This is a genomic window from Streptomyces sp. NBC_00576, assembly GCF_036345175.1.
Classification (GTDB): domain Bacteria; phylum Actinomycetota; class Actinomycetes; order Streptomycetales; family Streptomycetaceae; genus Streptomyces.
The window spans coordinates 10,145,842-10,159,921 of sequence record NZ_CP107780.1 but is presented as its reverse complement, the minus strand read 5'-3'; the positions used below and the strand labels follow the sequence as shown (position 1 = coordinate 10,159,921).

Annotated in this window: 2 protein-coding genes; both read left to right on the top strand. The window is 72.9% G+C overall.

Annotated features, from left to right (window positions below; all coding sequences use genetic code 11):
• Positions 1-39 precede the first annotated feature (39 nt).
• Positions 40-7,707 carry an amino acid adenylation domain-containing protein gene (locus tag OG734_RS44155; protein ID WP_330293007.1) on the top strand — a complete coding sequence of 2,556 codons (7,668 nt, stop codon included), beginning with the start codon at positions 40-42 and terminating at the stop codon, positions 7,705-7,707.
• A 6-nt stretch (positions 7,708-7,713) separates the two neighbouring features.
• A complete protein-coding gene (locus OG734_RS44150) occupies positions 7,714-14,052 on the top strand; it encodes an amino acid adenylation domain-containing protein (RefSeq protein ID WP_330293006.1) in 6,339 nt (2,112 codons plus the stop codon).
• The last annotated feature ends 28 nt before the right edge of the window (positions 14,053-14,080 follow it).

Here is a 14,080-nt window from a genome sequence, read left to right as displayed (position 1 = left end):
CCCACCGACACTCCCCCACACCCCCACCGGAGCCCGCCGATGACCGTAAGCCGTGGCCTGGAGCCGTCCGCCGCCCAGCGCTCGATGTGGTTCGGCCAGCGGCTCGACGGGGCCGGTGCCGCCTACAACGTGGGCGAGTACACCGAGATCCACGGGCCCGTCGAGCCGGAGCTGTTCCGGGCGGCCGTACGGCTGGTGGTGGACGCCACCGAGACCTTGCGGTCCCGGTTCACGGCGGGCGACGACGGCGTACGTCTACTGGTGGACGCGGATCCCGAGTGGTCGATGCCCGTCGTCGACGCGGCGGGGGCCGAGGCCGCGTCGGAGTGGATGGCGGACGACTTCGCCACGCCCTTCGACCTCGACCGGGGCCCGCTGTTCCGGTACGCGTTGCTGTGCCTCGCGGACGACCACTGGATCTGGTACCAGGCGTACCATCACATCGCTGTCGACGGCTTCAGCTGTTCCCTGCTCGCCCGGCGGGTCGCCGACGCGTACACCGCGCTCGCCGCAGGCGCCCCGCACACCCCACCGCCCGCGCCCCTCGCCCCGCTGATCGCCGCCGACGAGACCTACCGCGCCGACGAGCGGCACGAACGCGATCGCGCCCACTGGACGAGCGCCCTCGCCGAGCGGCCCGACCCGGTGAGCCTGTCCGCCCGTCCGCCACAGGTCGGCGACCACTTCCTGCGCCGCACGGGCCATCTCCCCGAGTTCGCCGGCGACTTGGTTCACTCCGCCGCCGAACTCGCCGGCACCCGCTGGTCCCGCGTGGTCCTCGCGGCGACAGCCGCCTATCTGCACCGGCTCACCGGCGCCCAGGACGTCGTCCTCGGCCTCGCGGTCACCGCCCGGCAGAGCGAGACCGAACTCGCGACCCCGGGCATGGCGTCCAACGTGCTCCCCCTGCGGCTGCCCGTACGCCCGGACACCCCCGCCGTCGACCTCGTACGGCAGGCGGCACGCGCCACCCGCGACCTGCTGGCCCACCAACGGCACCGGGGCGAGGACCTGCGCCTCGACCTGAACTGCCCGCAGGACGGCCCCCGTTACTTCGGCCCGGTCGTCAACATCATGGCCTTCGGACCGGAGTTGCGCTTCGCCGGCCACCCGACCACTCGTCACAACCTGTCCACGGGCCCGGTCGAGGACCTCGCGGTCAACATCTACGACCGCGCGGACGGTCGGGGCATCCGGGTCGACCTCGACGCGAGTCCCGAGCATTACGCCGATGCCGAACTCACCGCCCACCACCGGCGTTTCCTCCGCTTCGTGGAGCGGTTCGCGGCGGCGGCCGTGGAGCCCGGCACGGTCGTGGGACGGGTGGAACTGACGCTCCCCGGCGAGAAGGCGCGGCTCGACGGTCCGGTGCCCGCTCCCGTCGTACGTGCGGACAGTGTTCCGGGACTGTTCGCAGCCCGCGCGGCAAGCGACCCCGACGGTATCGCAGTCGTCCACGGCGAGCAGGCGATCACCGGCCGCGAGCTGGACACCCGCGCCAACCGGCTCGCCCACCGTCTGCTCCGGCTCGGTGTCCGGCCGGAGGACCGGGTCGCGGTCCTGATGCGCCGCTCCGACGAGCTGATCGTGGCGTTGCTGGCCGTCCTCAAGGCGGGCGGCGCGTACGTCGGACTCGATCCGCGCGCCCCGGCGGCCCGTACCCGGCTGATCCTCGCGGAGACCGGGGCGTCGGTACTGCTGACGGACGGCACCGCCGACACCTCCCACGCCGGCCTCCCTGCCGTCACCTGTACTGACCCCTCGCTCGCCACCGAGCCGGACACCGACCCCGAAGTGCGCCTGCACCCCGATCAGTTGGCCTACGTCAGCTACACCTCGGGCTCCACGGGCACGCCCAAGGGCGTCGCCGTCACCCATCAGGACATCGTCGCGCTGGCCGCCGACTCGGCGTTCGGGGGTGGTGCGCACGCACGGGTTCTGGTCCATTCGCCGACCGCGTTCGACGCGTCCACGTACGAGATATGGGTGCCGTTGCTGGGAGGCGGCACCGCCGTGGTCGCCGGGGCGGGCGGGGCCGACGGGGCCGACGAGTACATAGACGCCGCCGCAGTCGCCCGGCTGACGGCCCGGCACGGACTGACGGCGCTGTGGCTGACCGCCGGGCTGTTCCGGCTCGCCGCCGAGCAGGACCCGGGCTGCTTCGCCGGACTGCGCCAGGTGTGGGCCGGCGGCGAGGCCGTCCCGGCGCCCGCCGTCCGCCGGGTCCTCGCGGCCTGCCCCGGTCTGACGGTCACCAACGGCTACGGCCCGACCGAGACGACCACGTTCGCCACCTGCCGCCCCTGCCCCGACGGCGCCGAGGTGCCCGACGCGCTGCCCATCGGCCGCCCGCTCGACGGTATGCGCGCCTATGTGCTCGACGGCGGCCTGCAGCCGCTTCCGGCGGGCGTCGTCGGCGAGTTGTACGTGGCCGGGCCCGGCGTGGCGCGCGGCTACCTCGGGCGGCCCGACGCCACCGCCGAACGTTTCACCGCCGATCCGTACGGCCCGCCCGGCGCCCGCATGTACCGCACCGGGGACCGCGTCCGTCTGGATAGGAACGGCGAGTTGGAGTTCCACGGGCGGGCCGACGGCCAGGTCAAGCTGCGCGGCTTCCGCGTCGAACCCGGCGAGGTCGAGACGGCCCTCGCCGCCCATCCGCAGGTTGCCCAGGCGGTCGTGCTGGTCCGCGAGGACCGCCCCGGCGACCGGCGGCTGGTCGCCTATGTGGTGCCCGCCCCAGGGTCGGCACCCGCGCCGAAGGTCCTGCGCGCCCACCTCGCCGAACAACTGCCCGACCACCTGGTCCCCTCCGCGGTCGTACCGCTGGACCGGCTTCCGCTGACCGCCAACGGCAAGCTGGACCGCGCCGCCCTGCCGGCTCCCCCGGTGGAGGGCGGCAGCCGCGACACGCAGACCCCGCGGACCCCGCAGGAGGAGGCCCTCTGCGGTCTGTTCGCGGACGTCCTGGGCCTGCCCGTGGTCGGCCCGGACGACAGCTTCTTCTCGCTCGGCGGCCACTCGCTGCTCGCCCTGCGCCTGATCGGCCGGATCCGCGACGCGCTGGGTGCCGAGCTGACACTGCGCGACCTGTTCGGGGCGCCCACTCCGGCGGCCCTCGCGGGTCCGCTCGCCGCCAGGGGTGCGGTCGTACGGCCCGCCCCTCGGCCCGTACCGGGAGCAGTCCCCGACGAGACTCCGCTGTCCTCCGCCCAGCGGCGCCTGTGGTTTCTCGACCGGCTGGAGGAGCCCGGCGCGGCCTACCACATCCCGCTCGCCGTACGGTTCACGGGCGCCGAACTCGACCAGGAAGCCCTGCGCCTGGCGCTGGCCGATCTGGTCACCCGCCACGAGATCCTGCGCACCGTCTATCCGGACACCGACGGCACTCCGCGCCAGCGGCTGCTGGACCCGGCCGCCGACCGGCCCCGGCTGCGGGTCGACCGGGTCACGGAGGCCGAACTTCCGGAGCGGCTCGCCGAGTTGGCCAGCCTGCCGTTCCGGCTCACTGAAGACGTCCCGATCCGCGCCCATCTCCTCGTCCTCGGCCCCGAGGATCACGTACTGCTGCTCGTGCTGCACCACATCGCCGCGGACGGCTGGTCCCTGGATCCCCTCACCCGCGATCTGGCCACCGCATACCGGGCCCGCCGGGTCCGCCAGGCCCCCGGCTGGGCACAACTGCCGGTTCAGTACGCCGACTTCGCCGTCTGGCAGAGCGAGCAGATCGTCGGCGTCGGAGACCTGATGGCCTCTCACCTCGCGTACTGGGCGCGGACTTTGGCCGGGCTCCCCGACGAACTCCCCCTGCCTGCCGACCGTCCCCGACCGGTCCGTGCCACGCACCGGGGCGGCGACATCCCCGTACGGCTGGACGCGACCCTTCACCGACGGCTGCGCACGCTCGCCGGGGAGACCGGGACGACGCCGTTCATGGTCGTCCAGGCCTCGCTCGCCGTCCTGTTGACCCGGCTCGGAGCGGGCATCGACATCCCGCTCGGCACTCCGGTCGCGGGCCGCGCCGACGAGACGCTGGACGACCTGGTCGGCTGCTTCCTGAACACCCTCGTCCTGCGCACCGACACCTCCGGCGCCCCCACTTTCCGGGAGCTGCTGGACCGGGTCCGGGAGAGCGACCTCGCGGCCTACGCCCACCAGGACCTGCCGTTCGAGCAGCTGGTCGAGGCCCTCAACCCGCCCCGGTCACCAGCCCGGCACCCGCTGTTCCAGGTCATGCTCGCCTTCCGGCCCGGCGCCGAACCGCATCTTGGCCTGCCCGGCCTCACCGCCCGGACACTTCCCGTGGAGACCGGCGCGACCAAGATCGACCTCACCTTCAACCTCGGTGAACGGCAGGCCGCCGACGGCTCCCCGGCCGGCATCGAGGGCATCCTCCAGTACAGCGCCGACCTCTTCGACCGGACCACGGCCGAGGTACTCGCCGCCCGGCTGGAACGGCTGCTGCGGGCCGCTCTCGACGATCCCGACCGGCCCGTCGGCGCGCTCGACATCCTCGGCCCGGACGAACGGCGCCGCCTGCTCGTCGAGTTCAACGACACGGCGCGGGATGTTCCCGCAACGCCCTTCCACCGGATGTTCGAGAAGCGGGCCGCCGAGACGCCCGACGCGGTGGCCGTGACGGACGTCCGCGCGAGCCTGACGTACCGTCAACTCGACGTACGGGCCGACCGTTTGGCACGAGCGCTGACCTCACTCGGCGCCGGACCCGGCCGTGTCGTCGCCTTCTCGCTGCCCCGGTCCGTCGACCTCGCGGTGGCCGTACTGGCCGTCCTCAAGGCGGGCGCCGCCTATCTGCCACTCGACCCGGAGCATCCGGCCGAACGGACCGCTTTTCTGCTGTCCGACGCCGATCCGGTGTGCGTCATCGCCAGGGACCCGGTGGCTGTCGACTGTCCGGTCGTGAGTCCCGACGCGGAGGCCCCCTGGGCCGAGACCCCGTCGGCCGACGCCCGCCCCGCCGACCCGGCCTACCTGATCTACACCTCCGGTACCACCGGGCGCCCCAAGGGTGTGGTCGTCGAGCACCGCAACCTCACCACCTACGTGGCCCGTTGCGTGTCGGCGTACCCGAGTCTGCGCGGCACCTCGCTGCTGCACGCCACGATGTCCTTCGACGCCACCGTGACGAGCCTGCACGGGGCACTCGCCGCGGGCGGCCGGGTGCACATCGCCGCCGTCCACGAGGCGGGCGCGGACCCGCTGCCCGGCGGCTACACCTTCCTCAAGGCCACGCCCAGCCACCTCGCGCTGCTGCCCGCCCTGCCGTACGACATCTCGCCCACCGAGGAGTTCATGCTGGGCGGCGAGGCCCTGGTCGGGGAGGCCCTGCGCACCTGGCGCCAAGGCCGTCCCGACGTCCGGCTGATCAACCACTACGGTCCGACCGAGCTCACCGTCGGCTGCACCGACCATCGCATCGAACCCGGCGACGACCTGCCGTCCGGCCCCGTGCCCATCGGGCGTCCCATGTGGAACACCCGTGCCTACGTCCTGGACGCCTGGCTCAACCCGGTCCCGGTCGGCGTCGAGGGTGAGCTGTACGTGGCCGGCGACCAGGTGGCCCGGGGGTACTGGAACCGGGCCGGGCTGACCGCCGAACGGTTCGTCGCCGACCTGTACGGGCCGCCGGGTGCCCGTATGTACCGCACCGGCGACCTGGCCGTGCGCCGGACCGACGGCGTCCTGGAGCTGCGGGGGCGGGCTGACGGGCAGCTGAAGATCCGGGGGTTGCGGATCGAGCCCGGCGAGGTCGAGGGTGTGCTCACCGCGCACTGTGACGTCGAGCAGGCCGCGGTGGTGGTCCGCGAGGACCGGCCCGGCGCACGGCGACTTGTCGGCTACCTCGTGGGCTCGGGCCACATCGACATCGACGGTGACGACGTACGGGCGTATGCGGCGCGGCGGTTGCCCGGCCATATGGTTCCGGAGGCGTTCGTCGTGCTGGGCGCCCTGCCGATGACTCCGAACGGCAAGCTGGACCGGGCCGCGCTGCCCGCGCCCGACGTCACAGTCCTCGACGGGACGCGCTCTCCGCGTACGCCGGGCGAGGAGACGCTGCGCGGGCTGTTCGCCGAGGTCCTCGGCCGGGATCCGCACGGTGTGGGTGTGGACGACGGGTTCTTCGACCTCGGCGGCGACAGCATCGCCTCCATCCACCTCGTCAGCCGCGCCCTCGCGGCCGGGCTGCGGCTCACCCCGCGCGACGTCTTCGAGCAGCGGACGGTCTCCGGGCTCGCCGCGGTGGCCGCGGCGCGTCCGGCCCCGGCGCGAGGGCCCGCCCAGGAACCGGCGGTCGGTGAACTGCCGCTGACCCCGGCCATGCACCGGTTGCGTGAACGCGGCGGCCCCATCGGCTCGTTCAGCCAGTCGGCACTCCTCGTGACGCCCGCCGGAGCCGCCGAGAAGCGTCTGGCGGGCGCCCTCCAGGCCGTACTCGACCACCACGACAGCTTGAGGATGCGCGTGACGACCGACGGCGACTGGGCCGCGTACATCCCGCCACCGGGGAGCGTGGACGCGGCCGGACTGCTGGAACGGGTCGCCGTACCGGACGGGGACTTTGAGGCGGTGATCGAGGTCCCGCTGTCACAACTGCGGCCGAGCGAAGGCGAACTGGTTCGTGCGGTGTGGTACGACGCCGGGCCCGACCGCGCCGGGCGGCTGCTGCTGACGGTTCATCATCTGGCCGTGGACGGCGTGTCCTGGGGCATTCTCCGCGCCGACCTGGCCGCTGCCTGGCGGGATGAGGAACTGCCTTCGTCCGGCACACCGTTCAGGCACTGGGCCCGGCTGCTGGAGCGCGAGGCCGACGCGCGGACCGGCGAACTGGACGTCTGGCGGCAGCTGTTGGACGCCCACGAACCGTTTCTCGGCACCCGCCGTCCCGACCCTGCGCAGGACGTCGTCTCCGCGATGCGTCACCTCACCCGCACCCTCCCGGCCGCACAGACCACCGACCTGCTCACCACGGTCCCCGCCGCCTTCCACGCCGGCCCCGACGACGTCCTGCTCGCCGCCCTCGCCCTCGCCTTCGCACGATGGCGCGACCGTCCGGTGCTGCTGCTGGACATCGAACGGCACGGGCGCGAGGAGCTGACCGAGGGGGTTGACCTGTCCCGGACGGTGGGTTGGTTCACCAGCGTCGTCCCGGCGCGGCTCGACCTCACCGGCCTCGTCCTGGAGGATGCCGCCCAGGTCCTCAGAAGCGTCAAGGAGCAGTTGCGCGCCGTACCGGACCACGGCATCGGCCACGGTCTGCTGCGCCACCTCAACCCGGCCACCGGACCTACCCTCGCCGCGCTCCCGGCCCCGCAGATCGGCTTCAACTACCTGGGCCGCACGCCGACCGCCGACACGCTGTCGGCCGACTGGTCGGCGGCGCCCGAGGCGCTTCCCGGCGCGCTGGCACTCGGCGCCGCCCACGACCCCGCCCTGCCCGTCGCCCACGGTCTGGAGATCACCGCCGTGGCCACCGACGAAGGGCTGCGGGCCACCTGGTCCTGGGCTCCCGGCATCTGGTCCGAGGACGACGTGAGCGCCCTCGCCGAGCTGTGGTGCGCCGCCCTGACCGAACTGACCCACGTCACCTCGGGGGGTGGACGGACCCCGTCCGACCTGCCGCTGGTGTCGCTGTCCCAAGCAGAGATCGCCGAACTCGAAGCCGAGTTCGGAAGCGAGTGGAGGTAACCCACGGTGACTCGGTCCGGAATCTCCGACATCCTGCCCCTGTCCCCGTTGCAGGAAGGACTGCTCTTCCACGCCCTCTACGACGACGACCGCAGCCCCGACGTCTACGCCGCCCAGCAGGTTCTGGAGCTGACGGGCGAGGTCGTCCCCGCCGCTGTACGGGCCGCGGGGCAGGCCCTGCTCGACCGGCACCCGAACCTGCGCGCCTGCTTCCGCCGTCGGGAGAACGGGCAGCCGTTCCAGATCGTGCCCACCGACGTCGAACTCCCCTGGTCGGAGGTCGACTTGTCCGCGTATGACGAGCACGGCCGTGGCGTCGCCTGGCAGCGGCTGCTCGACGATGAGCGCACCCGCCGCTTCGACCTGGCCAAGCCGCCGCTGCTGCGCCACCTGCTCGTCCGGTGGGCCCCCGACCGTTACCGGCTGGTGATCACCAACCACCACATCCTGCTCGACGGCTGGTCCAAGCAGCTGCTCGTCCGTGAGTTCGGCGCCCTGTACGCGGGCGAGCACCCGACCGCGCTGCCGACCGTCCCGCCCTACCGCGACTATCTGGCCTGGCTGGCCCGGCAGGACCGCGGCGCCGCCGAACGGGCCTGGCAGAGGGCCCTGGCCGGGCTGACCGGGCCCACTCTGCTGGCCCCCGGCGCGCCCGCCACGCCCACTCTCCCCCACGAGCTCGTCGTGGAACTGCCCGAGGAGCTGACCACCCGCGCGGAAACGACGGCACGCTCGCTCGGTGTCACCCTCAACACCCTTGTCCAGGGCGCCTGGGGGCTGCTGCTCGGCCGACTGACCGGGCGCACCGACGCCGTCTTCGGCCAGACCGTCACGGTCCGTCCGCCCGAGCTGCCGAACGTCGCGTCGATGGTCGGTTTCTGCATCAACACCGTTCCCACCTACATCCGTTGGGACGAGGAGGCCACCGTCGCAGACCTCCTCACCGGCATCCGGAGTCGACAGGCGGACCTGCTGCCGCACCAGTATCTCGGCCTCGCGGACATCCGGCGCGCCACCGGCACGGGCACCGGCGACCTCTTCGACACGCTCCTGGCGTTCGAGAACTACCCCGCATCCGCCGCCAAGGGCGCCTCCCAGGTCACCCGGCTCACCGCCCGCGACGCCACCCACTACCCGCTCACCCTCTCCGTCCTGCCCGCCCGCCGCCTGGCCCTGCGCCTGTCCTACCGGCCCGACCTGTACGACGAGGCGGGCGCCCGCGCCCTGTTGGAGCGTTTCGCCGAGGTGCTGGCAGCCCTCGCGGCAAACCCGGCGCGCCCAGTCCGTGAGGTGGAGGCACTGCTACCGGGCGAGCGGGAACGCCTCCTGGACCGGACGACCACCGAGGCCGAACCGGCCGTCACCCTTCCCGAGCTGTTCGCCCGGCAGGTCACCCGCACCCCCGACGCCACGGCCGTCGTGCACGACGCGACCCGTCTCACGTACGCGGAACTGGACGAGCGGTCCAACCGCCTGGCGCATCTGCTCGCCGAACGGGGCGCGGGCCCGGAGCAGTTGGTCGCCCTGGCCCTGCCGCGCACACCTGACCTGGTGGTGGCGGTACTTGCGGTGCTGAAGACCGGTGCCGCGTATGTGCCGATGGACCCCGAGTACCCGGCGGAGCGGCTGGCGTTCATGCTGGCCGACGCGGCCCCGGTACTGCTGTTGACGACCGACGGCCTGGCCCTCGCGCAGACGCAGACCGGCGGGATCCCCGTGGTCACGGTGGCCGAGTCGGTCAACCACCCTTCGACGGCACCGCAGTCACCGTCTCCGACCCCGAGCCCCGCCAACACGGCCTACGTGATCTACACGTCGGGCTCCACCGGCCGCCCCAAGGGTGTCTCGGTGCCGCACTCGAACGTCGTTCGGCTCTTCGAGTCCACCCGGCACTGGTTCGGCTTCGGGCCGGACGACGTGTGGACACTGTTCCACTCGTACGCCTTCGACTTCTCGGTGTGGGAACTGTGGGGAGCGCTGCTGCACGGCGGCACGCTGGTGGTCGTGCCGTTCGCGGTGAGCCGTGAACCGGAGGAGTTCCTGCGGCTGTTGGCACGGGAGCGCGTCACGGTGCTGAACCAGACGCCGTCGGCCTTCGGCGAACTGCTGCGTGCGGAAGTGGCCCGGCCGGACGTCGCCCATGAACTCGCCTTGCGTTACGTGGTGTTCGGCGGCGAGGCGCTCGACTTCACCCGGGTCGCCGAGTGGTACACCCGGCATCCGCAGGACGCTCCCGTCCTGGTCAACATGTACGGCATCACCGAGACGACGGTCCATGTCACCGGTCTGCCGCTGACCGAGGGCGCGGTACGGGCCGCCCAGGGCTCGATCGGCCACGCCATCCCCGACCTGCGCGCCTATGTGCTGGACGCGGGGCTGCGGCTCGTACCGCCCGGTGTCACCGGTGAGTTGTACGTCGCCGGGGCAGGCCTCGCCCGCGGATATCTGGGCCGGCCGGGGCTGACGGCCGGACGGTTCGTGGCCGACCCGTTCGGGAGCCCCGGCGAGCGTATGTACCGCACGGGTGACCTGGCGCGCCGGTCGGCGGAGGGGGAGCTGGAGTACGCGGGGCGGGCCGACGGCCAGGTCAAGATCCGCGGTTTCCGCATCGAACTCGGCGAGGTGGAGGCGGCGTTGGCCGACCATCCCGAGGTCGCCCAGGCGGTCGTTTTCGAACGGGACGGGAGGCTGGTCGGTTACGTCGTGGGCCGGGCCGGCCAGGACGGCCGGACCGACCTGGACACTGACGACTTGCGCCGCCACGTCGGCCGCACGCTGCCCGAGCACATGGTGCCCAGTGCCGTGGTCGTCCTGGACCGACTGCCGCTGACCGCGAACGGCAAGCTGGACCGGGCCGCACTGCCGGAACCAGTGGCGGCATCCGGTGGGGGCCGTGCCCCGCGTACTCCGCAGGAGGAGATCCTGTGCGGCCTGTTCGCCGATGTCCTCGGCGTGGTGGCGCACCGGGTGGGATCGGACGACGGGTTCTTCGACCTCGGCGGCGACTCCCTCCTCGCCATGCGGCTCACCGACCGGATCAGGGGCGCGCTCGGCACCGCGCTGCCCGTCCGCGCGGTCTTCGAGGCGCCGACCCCGGCCGGGCTGGCCGAGCGGCTGAACTCCGAGGACGCCGTACGACGCCCCGAACTCGCCCCGTACGAACGGGGACACGCCCCGATTCCGTTGTCGTACGCCCAGCAGCGCCTGTGGTTCATGAGCCGCCTCGACGCGGGCAACACCGCCTACACCGTCCCCTGGGCCCTGCGCCTCACCGGCCGCCTGGACCGGCCTGCGCTCCAGGCGGCCCTCACCGACCTCGTGGCCCGGCATGAGCCGCTGCGCACCCTCTACCCCGACTTCCAGGGCACCCCGTACCAACGCGTCCTCGACCCGGAGGCGGCCCGACCGGACCTCGCCGTCGAGGCGACCACCGAGGCCGGACTCCCTGCGCTGCTCACCGCCGCCGCCAGGCACCGCTTCGACCTGTCGGCCGAACTCCCGCTGCACGCCACCCTGTACACGCTCGACGCCGACACCCACGTCCTACTGCTGCTCGCCCACCACATCGCCGTCGACGGCTGGTCCATGGCACCGCTGATGCGCGACCTGGAGACGGCGTACGCGGCGCGGAGCACCGGAGGCATCCCGGAGTGGCGGCAACTGCCGGTCCAGTACGCCGATTTCGCACAGTGGCAGCGTGATCTGTTGGGTGCCTCGACCGCATCCGACAGCCTGATGAGCCGTCATATCGCTTTCTGGCGAGATGCGTTGGCGGGCATTCCCGACGAGCTGCCCCTTCCCGCCGACCGTCCACGGCCCGCCGAACCCAGTGGCGACGGCGACCGGGCCTCCCTCACCATCGACGCCGAACTGCACACGGGCCTCGCCGACCTCGCCGCCGCCTCCAAGGTCACCCTCTTCATGGTGCTTCAGGCGGGGCTCGCCGCCCTGTTGACCCGGCTCGGCTCGGGCACCGACATCACCCTCGGCACCCCGGTCGCCGGCCGCCCCGACGGCAGGCTGGACGACCTGGTCGGCTTCTTCGTCAACAGTCTCACCCTGCGCACCGACACCTCGGGCAACCCCACCTTCCGCGAACTGCTGCACCGCGTCCGGGAGTTCGACCTTGCCGCCTACGCCCACCAGGACGTGCCGTTCGACCTCCTCGTGGACGCCCTCAGCCCGGAACGCACCCTCGCGCGCCATCCTCTCTTCCAGGTCGTGATCGCCTTCACCGGCCACTCCGCGCACCCCGGCCTCTCCCTGCCCGGTCTGGGAGTGAACCGTGAACCCGTGGAGACCGGCGCCGCCCGCTTCGACCTCTCCCTCTATCTGAGCGAGCGCCGCGAATCCGACGGCAGCCCGGCGGGCATCGACGGCATCGCCGAATACAGCACCGACCTGTTCGACCCGGCCACGGCCGAGCGGCTCACGCGCGTACTGGTGCGCCTGCTGACCGCTGTCGCCGCCGACCCCGGTGTACACATCGAGGACGTGGACCTCCTCGGGGACGACGAACTCTTCCAGGCACCGGTCCGCAGGGCGCTGCCGGAGACCAGGGCCGCGGAAGGCACGGAAGCCACTGAGTCCGCCGCCGGCCAGGACCCCGCCAACCCGGCCGAACGCATCCTCGCAGCGCTCTTCCGTGAACTGCTCAACCTGCCCGAAGTACCGCTCGACGAGGACTTCTTCGCCCTCGGCGGCGACAGCATCTCCTCGATCCGGCTGGTGAGCCGGGCGGCCGAGGCCGGGGTCGTGATCAGTGCCCGGGACGTCTTCAAGCACCAGACGGTGAAGGAGCTGGCGGCGGTGGCACGTGGACCGGTCGGTGGTGCGCCCGTCGCCGGTGGAGGCGCGGACCTCGTGCGGGTCCCCGACGACGATACGGGCCCGGTCCCGCTCACCCCCGTCATGCGGTGGCTGCTCGAACGCGGCGGCCCGATCGACCGCTTCAGCCAGTCCGTCCTGCTGACGGTCCCACCGGCGGCCGACCTGCCCCGGCTGACCGACGCGCTGCAGGCCCTGCTCGACCACCACGACATGCTGCGTTCCCGGCTCGACACCGGTTCTGAACCGGCTGTCGGCGCGGTACTCGACGTACGCCCGGTGGGTGCGGTTCGCGCCGCCGAGCTGCTCCACCGCCGGGACGTCTCCGGCACGGACAACCTCCACGCCGCCGTTTCCGAGGAGTTCGACCGGGCCGTGGGACTGCTCGATCCGGCGGCCGGGGTGATGGTCCGGGCCGTGTGGTTCGACGCCGGCCCCCAGCGGCCCGGGCGGCTGCTGCTGGTCGTCCATCATCTGGCCGTGGACGGCGTGTCCTGGCGCATCCTCGTACCCGACCTGGAGACCGCCTGGACGGCCGTCGCGGCAGGGCGACGACCCGAACTGGCCGCTGTCGGCACGTCGTTCCGCCGCTGGGCGATGGTGTTGGGCGAGCAGGCGCGTACGCCGTCGAGGGTCGCCGAGGCCGAACTGTGGCACGGCGTCGCGGACGCTCCGCGGATCCCGCTGGGCGCGCGACCGCTCGACCCCGACCGGGACACCGCCAAGGCGACCCGCTCGCTGCGGCTGACCTTGCTGCCCGAGACGACCGGCGCCCTGCTCACCACCGTTCCGGCCGCCTTCCGTGCCGGTGTCCAGGACGTCCTGCTGACCGGTCTCGCGCTGGCCGTCGCCGACTGCCAGGGCTCCCCGCACGTCGTCCTCGACGTCGAGGGCCACGGCCGTGAGGAGCTGGCGCCCGGCCTCGAACTGTCGCGCACGGTGGGCTGGTTCACCTCGCTCTACCCGGTCCACCTGGACCTGACGGGCGTGGACGTGGCCGACGCGCTGTCCGCCGGACCCGCCGCGGACGTCGCCGCCGCCCGGGTCGCCGAGCGCCTGCGCGAACTGCCCGACCACGGCATGGGTTACGGCCTCCTGCGCCACCTCAACCCGGACACGGCGGCCGAGTTGGCCAAGGCTCCCGTCCCGGCCGTCGGCTTCAACTATCTCGGCCGGTTCACGGCCCCCGCCACCACCACCACCACCACCACCACCGAACCGTGGGCTTTCGCCCCCGAGTCGTCGGCACTCGGCACCGGCATCGACCCCGGCCTGGCCGCCGCCCATGTCCTCGACGTCAACGCGGTCGTCCACGACACCGGCACCGGACCGCACCTGCTGGCCGACTGGTCGTGGCCCGACGGCGTACTGACCGAACCGGAGGTGCGGGCACTGGCCGAGTCCTGGTTCGCCGCGCTCACCGCACTCGCCGGCCGGGCCGGCCACGGCTCCGGCATGTCGCTGGCCGGCCTGGCCCCGGACGAGCTCGACGAACTGGCAGCGGGCCTCGACGGCTGACCACCCCCACGAGACAGCGAGACGAGAC

Coding starts and splice junctions, on each gene's coding strand:
- OG734_RS44155 (WP_330293007.1), top strand. CDS start 40: ATGACCGTAAGCCGTGGCCTGGAGCCGTCCGCCGCCCAGCGCTCGATG.